Below are 14475 nucleotides of genomic sequence, written 5' to 3' on the forward strand. Positions count from 1 at the left end.
ACCCTCGCCTGCCCCTCGAATCGTGAGACTGTCGGTATTGACACCGAGAAGTGCCTGAACCACCTGACCGTCGAGGGTGCTCCACGTGTAGTCTTCGTTCCACGTTCCAGAACCAATCTGGATCGTGTCGCCCGGACTCGCCGCAAGCTCCGCGGTCTCCAGTGATCTCGTGTCGCCGCTTCCATCCAACTCGACGTGGATCGTACGAGCTCGAGCGGAGTCGACACAGCCCACGACCAGACAGAGGCCCCCTGCACAAGATAGCCAAGAGGGAAACTTCAGTTGCACAGCATTCCTCTCACTGATTGCACCGATTGGCGTGAGCCGAGAACGATAGCCCACGCCAACACAGGTTCACGGGACATCGCTGCCTACTTCAGAAGCACGGCACGTTTGTTCAGGACCGCAGTTGGAAGCCGTACTTGCACCAGGTAGACGCCACTTGCCACGGCCAGGCCTGCCGAATCTGTTCCGTGCCACTCGACGGCATGATGGCCAGCGACCAGACCCGAGAGTTCCTTCTCCCACACAAGGGTACCACGTAGGGAGTACACCCGGACGGAAACCTTACCTGCCTGCGACTGCGAGAACCGAATCTGCGTCTTCGGGTTGAACGGATTCGGCTGAATCGAGACGGATACCTGCTCTCGCTTCTCGTGCTCTACCTGAGTCGATCCCTGATCCAGCTTCGCGCAGACGACTGCCAACTCCTGCTCGACGTGACGCGTTCGGACGCCTGGGAACCGTGGCTCCTGTTCATGCTCGAAGCGGTCGGATTCACGGCCCGCTGGACCGTCGACAGGGTCCTGGCGATTCACGAACTCGCCGAACACACGGCCGAGTTCGTCGACGGGCGCGAACCCGAGATCCATGGTCGAGAGCTCGGGGATCTGCTTTTCCGGCAACCCGACTGTCACACCCAGAACGTCGCGACACGAACGTGTCGTCACGACTCCAGCGGACTTCGCAGGGGGCCGAACTGGCTTCGAGGTGATCGATACGGGTCGCGTATCGTCCCGCGAGGTGCCTACGTGACCGAGCGACATCCACGGGTCTGCTCCGCGGATCGGGATAGGGGCGCCGGGTCCCCCCGGGAAACGCGAAGAGGCCGGCATCGCTGCCGGCCTCCTGCGAATCCCTGGGTCCGTGGGTGGACCGCTCAGCGCGTCTCCTTGTACTCCACGTGCTTGCGGACGACGGGATCGTACTTGCGCAGCGAGATCCGGTCGGGATTGTTCCGCTTGTTCTTCTTCGTGTAGTAGTGGTGCGCGCTCTCGGTGCTCTTGAGCTTCACCTGCACACGGTTTCCGGGCTTGGCCATGGTCTTTCTCCTTCGGCTCGGGCCGTCGGGTTCCGGGCCGGGCCCGGGTCATGCAACAGCGCAGAATTCTAGCGCGCCGACGCGGCGTCCGCAACGCGGCCGACCGCGCCCGCACGGGATCAGGGAGACGGGACCTCGACCGGCACCGCGTCCGGCCATCTCCCCAACTCGTTGCCCTGCCACACGTTGACCGGTCAATGGGAAGAGTCCTCGACGAAGGACGTGTTCCCGCGCTCGGCCGCGGCGGGGGCCGTGCACGGTGTCTCCGGGACCGGGGCGGAGGGAAAGGAACGAGCGATCAGGAACCCGGGCGTCCGATCCGGTTCAGACGCGTGCCCTCCTCGAGCACGACGACCTCGGCGCCGTCGAGCACGCGCTCGAGCATCTCGAGGTAGAGGCGACGGCGGGTCAACTCCGGGGCACGTTCGAACTCCTCGCGCAGGTTCTCGAAGCGTCGCGCTTCCCCGCGCGCCCGCCGTACCCGCGTGTCGGCGGCGGCGCGGGCCTGCTCGACCTGTTCGTTCGCCTCGGCCCGGGCCTCGGGGAGGATCTCGTTGGCGTAGGAACGCGCGTCCTCCACCAGGCGCTCGTTGTCCTTCTTCGCCCGCGTGACGTCGTTGAAGGCCTCCACCACGGGCACCGGCGGCGACACCGTCTGCAGGTTGCCGCCGAGGAGTCGGATCCCGACCTCGTAGCGATCCAACTCGTCCTGGGCAGCTTCGATCGAACGGATCTCGATCGCGGCCTTCGCCGTGGTGAGCAGATCGTCGACCTGCATGCCCGCCACGTGACGCGTCAGGGCCGACTCGACGGCGCGTTCCACGAGCCAGTCCGGGTCGACCGCGTTGAGCAGGTACTCGCGTGCGTCGGTGATCCGGTACTGTGCGACCATCATCACCTTCAGGATGTTCTCGTCACCGGTGAGCATGTCGCTGCGTCGCGCCTCGCTGTACAGCTCGCCGCGGCTGCGGAATCCGACCTCCAGGCGACGCACTTCGGTCACCGGAGCCCGCAGCACGGCGCCGATCGGCCACGGCGGGGCCAGACCCAGTCCGGGACCCGTCTCCGCGACGACCCGGCCGAAGGCGAGCACGACCGCACGCTCGTTCGACGCGACCGCGAACACGCCGGTGGCGATCCAGCCCCCCAGCAACACACCGACCACGGCGAGGGCCCAGCGTCGGCGGCCGTTCATCGTCGCGTTCCCTCGGGGTCGGGCTCCGGCTCGGCGCGAGGAGGCCGCAAGGCCGGCAGGTCCGGGTCGATGAGGGTCTCGAGGTAGGGCATGTCGCGCGGAAGGATCACCGTCGTGCCCTCGCCCAGGGTCTTCTCGTAGGACTCGAGCGTGCGCAGGAACTGGTAGAGCTCGGGATCGCGGCCATAGGCATCGCCGTAGACGCGTGCCGCCTCGGCCTCGGCCTCCCCCTCGAGCTCCAGGGCCAGGCGCCGGGCCTCGGCCAGGATCTCGGCGCGCTCGCGGTCGGCCTCTGCGCGCAGCTTCCGGGCCTCCTCCTCACCCTCGCTACGGATTCGGGTGGCGATCTGCTTACGCTCGGCCCGCATGCGTTCGAACACCGACCCTCGGTTCTGCTCGGGGAAGGTGATGCGCTTGATCGCGAAGTCCACGACCTCGACGCCACACTCCTCCCGCGCCTTGGTGTCGCTGGTCGCGCGGATGAGCGCGTCGATCTCCTCGACGCGCACGCTGTCGGGATCGGTGTTGATCAGCGCCGACAATGGAGTTCGACCCAGGACCTTCCCCAGTTCGCTGACCACGACGTCGGCCAGGAAGGCCTCGGCACCGACGCGCCCGCCGACCGTCTGCAGGAAGCGCAACGGATCGACGACGCGCCAACAGGTGGTCGCTGCGATCTCCACGTTCTTCTTGTCGAGGGTCAGGACCTCGCGCGTGGGCTCGTCGGCGGTAGGCGTGTCGAAGACCATCAGACGCTGGTCCACCGCATCGACCCGATCGATCCACCAGGGGGCCCGGAAGTACAGACCGGCCTCCTCGACCGTGCGCACGGGTTGGCCGAAGCGCAGGACGACGGCGGACTCGGTCTCGTCGACCGTGTACACACTGCTCGCGACGGTGACCAGCACGACGGCGGCCAGGATCCACGTGGTACTCCGCTTCAATGCTCGTCGTCCTTCCGATCGATGCGCAGAGGCGCGGTGGCGGGCGGCAGTCCGAGCAGGGCACTGCCCGGGTCCCCCTGTCGTTGCCACAGCTCGATGCCGGTGCCGTCGCCGCTCAGGTCGACGATCAGGTCGAGTGGCCGCAGAGAGGCCTCGAGGCGCTCCAGGTAGAGGCGCCGGCGGTGGACCTCGGGCTCGGCGGAGAAGGCCTCGACCTTCGCGACGAAGGCGTGTCCCTCACCGTGGGCGGTGTCACGTCGCATCGCGGCCTCGCCGATCGCCTCGGCACGCAGACGCGCCGCATCGCCGCGGGCCTCGCGCACGACGCGCTCGGCGTACTCGGCCGCCAGGTGCACGTCGCGGCGGCGATCCTCGCTCGCACTGGCCACGTCGCGGAACGACCAGTGGACGGCGTTCGGTGCGTGCAGGTCGACGATGCTGATGTCGACCACCTCGAGGCCCGACTCGCAGCGGTCGAGGAAGGGCTGCAGCCAGCGCTCGCGTACCTCGTCCTCCACGCGGCTGCGGTCGACGGTGAGCAGCGCGTCGATCCCGCGCCGTCCGGCCGCCGTGCGCAGGCCTCTTTCGAGCCCGCTCCGAAGGAGCTGCTCGGGTGATTCGAGCCCGAACAGCACCGCGCGCACCGCGTCGCCGTCATCGCGCACCCGCCAGTGGAGAACCGCCTGCACGTCGACCATGTTCTCGTCGCCGGTCAGCATCCACGCCTCGGTCTCCCGCCCGCGCGGCAGGGCTCGCACCCGTTCCTCGCGGCTGGCGTCGCGCCGGAAACCGACCTCGAGGGCCCGGATGCCCTCGACGTCGACCCGGCGCACGTCGCCGATCGGCGGAGGCCAGCCCGGGTGCAGGCCGGGACCGAGGACGTCGGTCGTCGCCTGCCCGAAGACCGTCGCCACCGCGCGTTCGCCCGGTGCCACCGTGAAGACTCCGCTCACGCCCCACACCACCGCGACGACACCACCAAGGGCGCTGGCGGCGAAACGGGGCGATGTCGGCAGGCCGACGAGCCGGGCCCCACGCGCCCAGGTGGTCTGCAGGAGACGCGTGCGCCGAGCGCTGCCCACGACCATGGCGAACAGGATCCACGCGCTGACCACACCGATCACCGAAGGCGCGGACCCCGACTCGGCGACCGATCCGAAGCGCACCGCATCGGCCCCCCAGACCATGTCGACGAGCAGGCCGAAGGTCACCGCGATGCTCGCGATGCCGAGCAGGTAGACCAGGAGCAACCGCCGGCCGAACTCCCGGCCCAGCACCACGAAGCTCGCGATGTTCGTCGCCGGCCCGGCCAACAGGAGGGTCAGGGCCGCACCTGGGCTCATCCCGGCCATGATCAGCCCCACGGCCACGGGCGTGGTCGCGGTCGCGCAGACGTACGAGGGGATGCCCACGACCAACGCCACCACGTACCCCAGCACGACGGTGTTCCCGAAACCGATGGTGTCGAAGGCGGGCACGAGCGCGGCCACCAGGCCGGCCAGCAGGATACCGAGGATCAGCGGTCCGGCGATGTCGTCGAAGAACTCGACGAAGCCGAAGTGCGCCGCCCGTTTCCACCAGGGGCCCGTGTCCAGGGACGCGCCGTGCGGCGGGTGGTCATCCGCGCACCCGTCGTCGTCGCATGCGTCGTCGGGACGCCCCACGGCCTCGGCGGCAGTCGGACCGGACGCTCGCTCGGTGTCGCGGTCGAGAGCATCGACGGCCACCCCGGTGACCAGTGCCGTCACCAGCGCCGCCACCGGACGAAGCACGGCCATCACCGGCCCGAGCAGGCCGTAGGTCAGCAACACCGACACGATGTCGGTCTCGGGCACGCTGATCAGGAACGACGACGTGGCACCCTTGCTAGCGCCCTGACGGCGCAGACCGAGTGCCGCCGGCAGCACGCTGCACGAACACAGCGGCAGCGGCGCCCCGATCACCGAGGCCAGGCCGACCGAGCGCAGCCCCTTGCGGCCGAGCGAACGCGCCAGCCAGCTCTCGCGATCGAGGAACACCTTCGACAGCCCGGCGAGTCCGAAGCCCAGGAGCAGGTAGGGCGCCGACTCGACGAAGATCGCCACGGTCTGTCGGAGGAACTCGATCAAGTCTCACCCCCCGGGCTCTCGTCGGGCACCCGCCGGGTCCGTCGACGCAGGCCCAGCGCGGTCACCAGCAGGTACAGGCCCCCGGCCAGCAGGATCGTCGTGGCGCCCACGGGCAGGTCGGGAGCATAACTCACGGCCAGGCCCGTTGTCGTGATCACCGCGCTCAGCACCGCGGCCACGGCCATCATCTGCCAGAGCTTGCGCGCGAACCTCCCGGCGATGGCGACCGGCAGGGTCAGCAGCGCGATCACCAGGACGATGCCCACCACGTAGACCAACGTGACCACGGTCAGGGCCACGAGCAACAGCAACAGGTAGTAGAAGAATCCCACGCGCAGCCCGCGTGCCCGGGCGAACTCCTCGTCGAAACAGATCGCCAGTAGCGGCTGGTGGAACAACACCGCCACCGCCACCACGAGGACGTCGACGATCAGCAACAGACGGAGTTCGGACGTGTCGACCAGCACGACGTTGCCGAACAGGTAGGTCATGAGATCGGCCTTGTAGCCCGGTGTCTGCGCCAGGAACAGGATCCCCGTGGCCATGCCCAGCGCCCAGAGCGCGCTGATGGCCGTGTCCTCGCGCTCGGCGCCGCGCAAGCGCACCGTCCCGATCACGAAGGCCGCGATCACGGCCGCCACCAGGGCTCCGTGCAGCGGTTGCAGCCAACCGATGCCGTGCACGGTCGCGGCCCAGTAGGCCACTCCCATTCCACCGAGGACCGAATGGGCCAGGCTCCCCGCGATCACCGTGATCCTCCGGGTGACCACGTAGGTTCCGACGACCCCACTGGCCACGCTCGCCAACACGCCGGCCAGCAGGGCGTGCCGCAGGAACTCGAACTCGGCCAGTGCCCGGAAGAACTCGATCACCCGTGCGGCTCCCCGCGCTCGGTGTGCGCGTGGCCGTGGTCGACCAGCAACGCACCCGAGCTGCCGAACATCGACTCCACGATCTCGCTCGACATCTCGTGGGCCGGATGCTTGACGACCCGCCGGTTCACGCAGACCACCTCTTCGGTCTGCTCGGACACCAGCCCGATGTCGTGCGACACCAGCAACATGGTCATGTCGCCGCGCAGGCGTTGCAGCAGCGCGTAGAACGACTCTTCGACCGCCGGGTCGAGATTGGCGGTGGGTTCGTCCAGGAGCAGGATCCGGGGCCGGCTGACCAGGGCCCGCGCGATCAGCACGAGCTGGCGCTGCCCGCCCGAGAGGTCCGAGAAGCTGCGATCGCGCAGATGCGCACACGCGACGGCATCGAGCGCCTCGTCGACCGCCCGACGGGTCTCGCGCCCCAGACGCCCGAAGATCGAACGGGACCCCAGCCGCCCCAGACGTACGACCTCCTCGACGGTGATCGGGAAGGACGGATCGAGATGCTGGGTCTGCGGCATGTACCCGACGCTCTCCCGCGCCTCCTCCGGACGTCGCCCCAGGACCTCGATCGATCCGCGGTCGGGCTCGAGCAGGCCCAAAAGGAGCTTCAACAGCGTGCTCTTGCCCCCACCGTTCGGACCCACCACCGACACGAAATGGCCGGGCTCGATCTCGAGGTCGACGTCCTCGAGCACCGGGCGGCGTCCGTAGGAGAAATCGAGCCCGCGCAGGACGATCGACGCAGTCATCGACGGGCCTCCCCCAGATCCGCGCCGAGCTCTCGGGCGAAGCGGCGCAGCATGCCGGCCACGTCGGGCGAGAGGGGATCGATCGGAACGACTTCGACGTCGAGCACCGAGGCCAGTGTTTCTGCCCGCTGCGGTGAGAACTGCGGCTGCACGAAGACCCGGTCGACGCCCAGGTCCTCCAGCTGTCCCGCCAGTTCCACGAGATGCCGCGCGCCGGGCTCGACCCCGCCCGATTCGACGGCGACCTGACGGAAACCGTAGCGGTCGGCGAAGTGCCCGAAGGCCGGATGGAAGACCGCGATCACACGCGGTGTGACGTCCTGCAGGGAACGCTCGAGCTCCTGGTGCAGCGCGAGGAAGTGGTCACGCAGATCCTGCCGCCGCGAGTCGATGGACTCCGCCCGCGAGGGCTCCGCTTCGGCGAGAGCCGTGGCCACGTTGTCGACGACCGTGAGCATGGCCAGAGGATCGGTCCAGACGTGCGGGTCGGTCTCGTGGTGGTGGCCGTCGTGACCGTGGCCCTCGGCCAGGGATCGGGTGGGGATCCCGGCCGCCGCGTCGACGATGCGTAGATCCGACACCTGCCGACGCACGCGCGGGAGAAAGGTGTTCTCGAAGGGCACACCGATCACGAACAGGGCCCGGGCCCCGCTCAGGGCGACCATCTGACGCGCCGTGGGTTCGTACATGGCCGGCGTGGCACCGGGGCCGACGAGGACTTCGACCTCGCGATCGCCGCCCGCCAGTTCCGACACGACGCCCTGCAGCGGAAGGATCGACACCACGTAGCGCGGCACCTCCGCGCGCGCGGGAACCAGCGGCAGGAGGAGCAGTAGCCCGGCCAGAAAGCCCTTCATCCCTTCGACCTCCGTCGATCCGCGACTCGATGCGGACACCGCCCAAGAGTACGGTCCGGACCCCCACCGCGCTACGGCCCCGACACTCCGTTGTTGCAACAACAGATGTCACTGCATACTTTTTCCGGGCCTGCGCCCACCCCGGCTCCGGGAGACCGACACGACATGACGGCACGCAAGCTGGCCGACGAGATCCGCATGACGAAACCGTTCCGGCTCCCGGAACTCGAGGCCTACCTGAATCTCGCGCGCACCTACGACCAGCTCCACGGCGAGTTCAACGAACTGTTCCGCGAGTACGGTCTCACGCAACAGCAGTACAACGTGCTCCGCATCCTGCGCGGTGCGGGGGAGGAGGGCCTGCCCAGCCTCGAGGTGGCGCACCGCATGGTCACCCGCGTGCCCGACGTCACGCGCCTCGTCGACCGGATGGAGCGCTCCGACCTGGTCACGCGTCAGCGCTGCGACCGGGATCGTCGGGTCGTCCGGATCCGACTCACCGCGAAGGGCCGGGACCTGGCCGATCGCCTCGAAGGGCCCACCGACGCGTTCCACCGCGAGCAGCTCGGGCATCTGAGCGGCGAGGAGCTCGATACGCTCAATCGTCTGCTCGAGAAGATCCGCGCTCGTCCGGACCGGTGACGGGGGGGTTCTCGCCGGCATAGGACGCCGGGTCGGTCGGCCCGTCGTACTCGGGCATCAACCCCGCCACACGTTCGGCCATGTCCCCCGGCTGCGTCGGGCGCGCGATGTGGTACAGCCCGTCGCCCTCGTTGACCAGAGGGCTCGTCACCGCGCCGATGACCAGACCGTCGTAGGGCGCGACCACCGCCTCGTCGGTCTCGCCCATGGGATCGCCGATCACGGCGAGCCGATCTCCTTCACGGACCCATTGCCCCAGTTGGAGACCCTCGCGCAGGATCCCGCTCTCGGGAGCGCGCACCCAACCGCTCTCGCGCGCCTGGACGGGACCGGCGCCCCGCGTACGGGAACGCCGGCGGAGCATCCCGATCGCCTCCATCACGCGCAACACCCCGCGCACACCGGTGCGGATGGCGATCTCGTTGAAGCGGAGCGCCTCGCCGCCCTCGTACAGGAGCACGGGGGTGTTCCGTTCCTGGCACCACTCCCGCAGCGAACCGTCGCGCAGATCGCTGTGCAGCACGAGCGGCGCGCCGAAGGCCAGCGCCAGCTCCCGATTCGCCGCCTCGTCGAGCGTGGTCCGGACCTGGGGCAGGTTGCTGCGCTGGAGAGCCCCGGTGTGCAGATCGATCCCGTAGTCGGCCCGCTCGACGATCTCGTCGAGGAACAGGTACGCCATACGCGCGGCCAGCGAACCCTTGTCCGATCCGGGGAACGAGCGGTTGAGATCGCGGCGATCGGGCAGATAGCGGGACCGATTGACGAATCCGAAGACGTTGACCACCGGCACGGCGAGCAGTGTTCCGCGCATGGAGCGCAGACGACTGCTCTTCAGCAGGCGTCGGACGATCTCGACACCATTGAGTTCGTCGCCGTGCACGGCGGCGGACACGAACAGGGTGGGACCGTCGCGATGCCCACGGATCACGTGTACCGGCATGGTGAGCGGTGTGTCGGTGACCAGGCGGCCCACGTCGAGTTCGATCGTCCGCCTCTGCCCGCGAACGACCTCGACCCCTCCGACCTCGAAATCCGGCCTCAACCCTTGCCCTTCGTGCCCGTGCGGTTCGGACGAGCGTTCTTCTCGACGAAGCTCATGATCAGTCCGGCCACGTCCTTGCCCGTGGCCTCCTCGATCCCACGCAGCCCGGGCGACGAGTTCACCTCGAGGACCACGGGGCCGTGATTGCTCCGAAGCATGTCCACACCGCACACGTTCAGTCCCATGATCTTCGCCGCCCGCGTGGCGGTGCTGCGCTCCTCGGGTGTGATCTTCACGAGCGAGGCACTCCCGCCGCGGTGCAGGTTGCTGCGGAAGTCTCCGGCCTTCGCCTGCCGTTTCATGGCGGCGACCACCTTGCCGTCGACGACGAAGCAGCGCAGATCGGCCCCGCCGGCCTCCTTGATGTATTCCTGCACGAGAATGTTGGCGTTGAGCCCGCGAAAGGCCTCGATCACGCTCTCGGCCGCCTTGCGCGTCTCGGCCAGCACCACGCCGATGCCCTGCGTGCCCTCGAGCAGTTTGATCACCACCGGCGCGCCACCGACCATGTCGAGGATCGGCTCGGTGTAGCGCGTCGAATGCGCGAAGCCGGTGACCGGGAGACCGATCCCCCTCCGGGCGAGCAACTGCATGGACCGGAGCTTGTCGCGCGAACGGCCGATGGCCACCGACTCGTTCACCGGGAACGTGCCCATGACCTCGAACTGCCGTAGCACGGCCAGTCCGTAGAAGGTCACCGACGCACCGATGCGCGGGATCACCGCGTCGAAGTGCTCCAGCTCCTCGCCGAGATACCCGATGCGCGGTGCGTGCGACGTGATGTCACAGTAGCACTTCAGCACGTCGATCACGCGCACGTAGTGATCGCGCTGCTCCGCCGCCTCCACGAGTCGACGAGTCGAGTAGAGCTGCGGGGCACGGGAAAGGATCGCGATCTTCATACTTCGTCTTCCTCGGGATCCGCGGGCAGCCCCTGCCGGAACGAAGCAGAGGGATCGACCCAGACTCGATGGCGCATGGCGGTCCGGCCGAGCAACATACGATAGCCCATGGTGGACCGGTCGGTGAGGTTCAACTCGATCGGCCAGACATGATGGCCGAGGTGCAAGCGGGCCCGGATGACGAGCCGGGTCTCCTTGAAGCCGCCCGAGTTCGTGACGTCGCGCTCGCCGAGCACGCGTGCTTCGCACCACACCTCGGACTCGTCGTCGCCCCGCACGGGGTGCACGCCGAAGCGTACCCGCTCGTGGCCCTCCTCCTCGTAGGTCTCGATCGAGAACGCGTGCAACGAAGAGGTCCGGGCTCCGGTGTCGACCTTGCAGTCGATCCGATCGAGACCGAGCCCCGGCAACGCGACGTGTTCACGCCAACCGACGACGATCGGCTCTGCCAACTCGAAACGGCGACGAGCATTCATGGGACTCACGGTGGGTGCACGCGGCGGATGGAGATCCGAGGAGCCTGCGACAATCTCCGGGACGCGTCAATCCGGCGTCGGACCTTCGTCCTCGGCCAGCGCCCGAGCGGCCGCTCGTTTGATGGCCCGCCGAACGAACAGCAGGACCGCGAATCCCGCCACGACGATCACCACCAGGGGAACCCGACCGCCGCCCGGCAGCGGATTGTCGGGCAGGTCTTCGGTGATCCGGTGGTCCACACCCGCGGCCAGGAGGCCGGGGTCGTGGATCCGGCCCGCGCGGACGACGGACTCCGTTCGGCGCAGGGCCGTGGCTTCGCCGATCGGCGAAGCGGGCAACACCACGTAGTCGGCCGCGTCACCGGGCTCGAATCCCGACTCGACACCGAGAACGGCGGCGGCGTCGACGGTGACGGCCCGCAGTGCGTCCCAGGGATCGATCCCCGCCTCGATCCAGGCCTCGACCTCACGCACCAGAGTGAAACCGAGTGCGGTTCCCATCGCTCCTGCACCGCTGCCCGCACGTAAGCGCACGCCGCTGTCATCGAGCGCCCGCAGGGTCTCGTAGGCCTGCTGCCGACGGGCATCGACCTCGGCGAGACGGGTCTGCGGAACGCGGACACGAGCGTAGTCGTCGCGCATGGTGTCGGGCAGGACGCGCGCCAGTAGCGGATCGTCCCGCAGTTCGGGGGTGCTCACCAGTGCGGCCAGTTCCAGGCCCACCGTGAGCTGTGGGGTCCACACCAGCTCGGAGCCGAGTTCGGCCACACGCGCACGTAGGGTGGCGGGCATGGGGCCGTCGGGGAGCCGTACCAGCCAGCGAACCCCTCGCTCGAGTGCGAGTTCGGCGTCGCCCCAGCCACCGACCTCGACCACGACCGGGGCCCCGGACCCGGCGGCAGTGTCGAGGATCGCCGACACGCTCTCCGGCGACAGCCGCTGCGAACGGCTGCGGTCCAGGATCACCTGCACCGGCCGTGTCCCGGTCCGCCGTACCACCGACCGCGCCTGTTCCGGCCCACCGACCGTGCGCACCGACGGGAAGTCACTCCCCGACCCTCCGGGCGCGACCAGCAGGGGAGCCCCGGCGAGCCAACGCGCACCGTCGTCACCGGTACGATCAGACGTGGCGAACACGTCGAGGACCGCCACGGTCCCGGCGGCGAGCGCCAGCCGTGACGCCGCTGCTACCCCGAGCGAGTCCCGGTGGCCCGGCGACCGCTGCACGTCGCCGTAGACGCGCAGGTCCACCAGGCCGGGCAGCACGTACGCCCCCTCGAGGTCGATCGCCCTTGCGGCGAAGGCCGCTTCCGGCAGATCGTTGCCGTCGGGCATCCCCCGAGCGCGGAGCACGCCGCCGTCGATCCACAGCGACGCCGGCACGATCGACCGCGTTTCGACGTCGACGCAGCGCGCGTCGAGCAGGCGCAGATCCTGGGCGCCGGCCGAGGGGACCACCGCGGTCAGCCCCAGGACGACGAAGGCGGGAATCAGGAGCCGGACCGTGATCACTCGATGAACTCTCGGTTAAGGTTCGATTCCGGGGATGCCACAGATAGGCGACGGCAGCACCATGTGGCAACATGTCGGGTCGACCGCCGCCACGGGCGCGGTCCCCGCGAGCTCCGATTCCGTCCGCCGAGGATCCGAGACGAATGCGCCATCATCGCCTCTCGTGGCCCTGGACGGGTGCCCTCGCGATCGCGTGCGTGTGCCTGCCCGTCGCGTCGAGCGCCCAGCTGGCCGTGAACCTGTCGAACTACGACGCCGAGAACGCGATCGGCTACACCGCCCCCGTCCGCAGCGCGCTGGTCGCCGGACTGGGCAACGGGCTGTTCGCGACCGGGCTCGTACGAACCGAGCAGACCTTCGTGGCCCGGGCCTCGGTCCAGTACCTGCGCATCTCCTTCCGCGACGAGGATCGTGAATTCCGCGCCCGCGGCCCGCTCGGCCTGCCAGCCCAGCTGCCGGCGCAACAGGACGGCTTCGGAGCCAAGACACCGCTGCCCGTGGAGCGCGACGCGCCGTCGATCGTGGGCTCGACCGAATCGGTCGAGATGGTCGTCGACCTCGCGACGACGGAACAGGCCGTGCGCCTGCCCGGGGGCTTCGATCTCGACGGACTGGCGGTGACGGCTCCGCAGCTCACGTTGGGCTACCGCGGCCACGAGGCGGTCGTCCGTTTCTCCGACGTGAACTCGGGCACGGCCGAACTGGGCGACCTGCGGATCTTCGGCCTGGGCCTGCGCAGTGACGTGACCCGGTACCTCGACGAGGACCTGCCGGTCAGGGTCGCCTTCATGGGCGCCTACCAATCCGTGGAGTTCGCCGACGGACTCATGGACGCCACGCTGTGGACCGCGGGTCTGCAGGTCGGTCGCCGATTCGGCCGCGGCGAGGTCTACTCGGCGGTGACCTTCGACACCATCGACTTCGGACTCGACTACGAGGGACCCGACGGCGGTCGCGTCGACGCCAGCGAGACCGAGTCGCGGCCGCGCGTCACGCTGGGTGGCGGGGTCGCCCTGCCGCTGGCGCACTTGAACGCCGAACTCAGCTTCAACGACTTCTTCAGCGTGGCGGTGGGCGTCGCGCTGGGCCTGTGATCCCGTGCCCTTCGCCGGAGCGAACGGAACCATGTCGCGCAAGCCGCTCGTGATCCTCGCCGCCCTGTCGCTGAGCCTGCTGCTCCGCGCGGACTCGTGCACCACCGTCGACCGTTCGATCGACACCGTCGTGAACTTCCCGGTGGTCTTCGACATCGAGGTGGCGGGCAACACCGCACCCACCGACACGGTCGTCGTCACGCAGGACCTGTCGGCCGGGATCCTCGCCGCGCTCGAGGACATCGAAGGCCGGGGCGCCGATCCCGACACGTTGCTGTGGGTGGGGACGGCGGCGCGTTTCGTCCGCAGCGAAGGCTTCGACACCGAGCGTGAACTCCAGATCTGGGCGGGCGAGCCGGGAGCCGAGCAGTTCCTGTTGACCACGAGGCAGGCGATTCCCGACAACCGTGCGGGCCGCCGCGCCATCGTCTTCGCCGGCGGTGGAACGACGTTCCCCGAAGAATTCATGCTCGAACTCCAGGCGCAGGGAGCCGCCGAGCTGAACCGGCTGACCGGTGCGGCCTTCGCCGAGTACGATTCCACCGGCGACATCTCCACCGATCGCGTGCTCTCGGTCAGTGCCCGCTGGCAGAACGAGCGCACCGTGGACGATCCCCCCGACGACTTCACCCTGCAGTTGCGCCTGAATTTCCAGGTCGTCCAGCGACGCGAGACCGAGGTGTACAACCCCTGATCGCGATGTGGTCCCGATCGCCGCCCTGGTCCCCGCGCGCCCGGGCACGTATGATGCGGCA

15 protein-coding genes are annotated in these 14475 nt (G+C 68.9%); 3 read left to right on the plus strand and 12 right to left on the minus strand.

Annotated elements, in window-relative coordinates; genetic code table 11:
• Nucleotides 1-371 precede the first annotated feature (371 nt).
• The 8 genes from VKA86_12610 to VKA86_12645 form a co-directional block, all read right to left on the minus strand.
• Nucleotides 372-950 (minus strand): FlgD immunoglobulin-like domain containing protein, encoded by a 579-nt coding sequence (locus tag VKA86_12610; GenBank protein ID HKK72055.1) that lies wholly within the window; start codon nt 948-950, stop codon nt 372-374.
• Nucleotides 951-1159: 209 nt separating this feature from the next.
• Complete coding sequence (gene rpmG, locus VKA86_12615; protein ID HKK72056.1) at nt 1160-1321, minus strand: 50S ribosomal protein L33; 162 nt, start codon at nt 1319-1321, stop codon at nt 1160-1162.
• A 298-nt stretch (nt 1322-1619) separates the two neighbouring features.
• Nucleotides 1620-2516: an FtsH protease activity modulator HflK gene (gene hflK, locus VKA86_12620; protein ID HKK72057.1), complete on the minus strand. Its 897-nt coding sequence runs from the start codon at nt 2514-2516 to the stop codon at nt 1620-1622.
• Complete coding sequence (gene hflC / locus VKA86_12625; protein HKK72058.1) at nt 2513-3460, minus strand: protease modulator HflC; 948 nt, start codon at nt 3458-3460, stop codon at nt 2513-2515. The genes hflK and hflC overlap by 4 nt, the downstream gene beginning before the upstream one ends.
• On the minus strand, nt 3457-5568 hold the full coding sequence (locus VKA86_12630; protein HKK72059.1) for an SO_0444 family Cu/Zn efflux transporter: 2112 nt from the start codon (nt 5566-5568) through the stop codon (nt 3457-3459). The genes hflC and VKA86_12630 overlap by 4 nt, the downstream gene beginning before the upstream one ends.
• A complete protein-coding gene (locus tag VKA86_12635; GenBank protein HKK72060.1) occupies nt 5565-6440 on the minus strand; it encodes a metal ABC transporter permease in 876 nt (291 codons plus the stop codon). Before VKA86_12635 ends, VKA86_12630 begins: the two co-directional genes overlap by 4 nt.
• The gene (locus tag VKA86_12640) at nt 6437-7195 is read right to left on the minus strand and encodes a metal ABC transporter ATP-binding protein (protein HKK72061.1); all 759 of its coding nucleotides are present in this window, start codon (nt 7193-7195) and stop codon (nt 6437-6439) included. Before VKA86_12640 ends, VKA86_12635 begins: the two co-directional genes overlap by 4 nt.
• Nucleotides 7192-8052: a zinc ABC transporter substrate-binding protein gene (locus tag VKA86_12645; protein HKK72062.1), complete on the minus strand. Its 861-nt coding sequence runs from the start codon at nt 8050-8052 to the stop codon at nt 7192-7194. The genes VKA86_12640 and VKA86_12645 overlap by 4 nt, the downstream gene beginning before the upstream one ends.
• Nucleotides 8053-8217: 165 nt before the next feature.
• Between VKA86_12645 and VKA86_12650 the strand changes: the two genes are divergently transcribed.
• Nucleotides 8218-8694 carry a MarR family winged helix-turn-helix transcriptional regulator gene (locus VKA86_12650; GenBank protein ID HKK72063.1) on the plus strand — a complete coding sequence of 159 codons (477 nt, stop codon included), beginning with the start codon at nt 8218-8220 and terminating at the stop codon, nt 8692-8694.
• On the opposite strand, the gene VKA86_12655 is transcribed toward VKA86_12650, so the two are convergent.
• The 4 genes from VKA86_12655 to VKA86_12670 form a co-directional block, all read right to left on the minus strand.
• The gene (locus VKA86_12655) at nt 8651-9736 is read right to left on the minus strand and encodes a succinylglutamate desuccinylase/aspartoacylase family protein (protein HKK72064.1); all 1086 of its coding nucleotides are present in this window, start codon (nt 9734-9736) and stop codon (nt 8651-8653) included. The genes VKA86_12650 and VKA86_12655 overlap by 44 nt on opposite strands.
• Nucleotides 9733-10638, minus strand: a complete 906-nt coding sequence (gene rimK / locus VKA86_12660) for a 30S ribosomal protein S6--L-glutamate ligase (GenBank protein ID HKK72065.1) — start codon at nt 10636-10638, stop codon at nt 9733-9735. The genes VKA86_12655 and rimK overlap by 4 nt, the downstream gene beginning before the upstream one ends.
• Nucleotides 10635-11090, minus strand: a complete 456-nt coding sequence (locus VKA86_12665) for an ATP-dependent zinc protease (protein HKK72066.1) — start codon at nt 11088-11090, stop codon at nt 10635-10637. The genes rimK and VKA86_12665 overlap by 4 nt, the downstream gene beginning before the upstream one ends.
• A gap of 90 nt (nt 11091-11180) precedes the next feature.
• On the minus strand, nt 11181-12626 hold the full coding sequence (locus VKA86_12670; protein HKK72067.1) for an amidohydrolase family protein: 1446 nt from the start codon (nt 12624-12626) through the stop codon (nt 11181-11183).
• 143 nt (nt 12627-12769) lie between these two features.
• Here VKA86_12670 and VKA86_12675 point away from each other — a divergent pair, with 143 nt between their 5' ends.
• Both VKA86_12675 and VKA86_12680 read left to right on the plus strand, forming a co-directional pair.
• On the plus strand, nt 12770-13720 hold the full coding sequence (locus VKA86_12675; protein ID HKK72068.1) for a DUF6588 family protein: 951 nt from the start codon (nt 12770-12772) through the stop codon (nt 13718-13720).
• 31 nt (nt 13721-13751) lie between these two features.
• Nucleotides 13752-14414, plus strand: coding sequence for a hypothetical protein (locus VKA86_12680; protein HKK72069.1), 663 nt, complete (start codon nt 13752-13754; stop codon nt 14412-14414).
• Nucleotides 14415-14475 lie beyond the last annotated feature (61 nt).

The organism is Candidatus Krumholzibacteriia bacterium, assembly GCA_035268685.1.
In the GTDB taxonomy this organism is placed as follows: Bacteria; Krumholzibacteriota; Krumholzibacteriia; order JAJRXK01; family JAJRXK01; genus JAJRXK01.

What these genes read in the sequence shown, in the direction of transcription:
- rpmG (HKK72056.1), bottom strand. Translation starts at nt 1,321, where the DNA reads ATGGCCAAGCCCGGAAACCGTGTGCAGGTGAAGCTCAAGAGCACCGAG.
- hflK (HKK72057.1), bottom strand. Translation starts at nt 2,516, where the DNA reads ATGAACGGCCGCCGACGCTGGGCCCTCGCCGTGGTCGGTGTGTTGCTG.
- VKA86_12640 (HKK72061.1), bottom strand. Translation starts at nt 7,195, where the DNA reads ATGACTGCGTCGATCGTCCTGCGCGGGCTCGATTTCTCCTACGGACGC.
- VKA86_12645 (HKK72062.1), bottom strand. Translation starts at nt 8,052, where the DNA reads ATGAAGGGCTTTCTGGCCGGGCTACTGCTCCTCCTGCCGCTGGTTCCC.
- VKA86_12650 (HKK72063.1), top strand. Translation starts at nt 8,218, where the DNA reads ATGACGGCACGCAAGCTGGCCGACGAGATCCGCATGACGAAACCGTTC.
- rimK (HKK72065.1), bottom strand. Translation starts at nt 10,638, where the DNA reads ATGAAGATCGCGATCCTTTCCCGTGCCCCGCAGCTCTACTCGACTCGT.
- VKA86_12675 (HKK72068.1), top strand. Translation starts at nt 12,770, where the DNA reads ATGCGCCATCATCGCCTCTCGTGGCCCTGGACGGGTGCCCTCGCGATC.
- VKA86_12680 (HKK72069.1), top strand. Translation starts at nt 13,752, where the DNA reads ATGTCGCGCAAGCCGCTCGTGATCCTCGCCGCCCTGTCGCTGAGCCTG.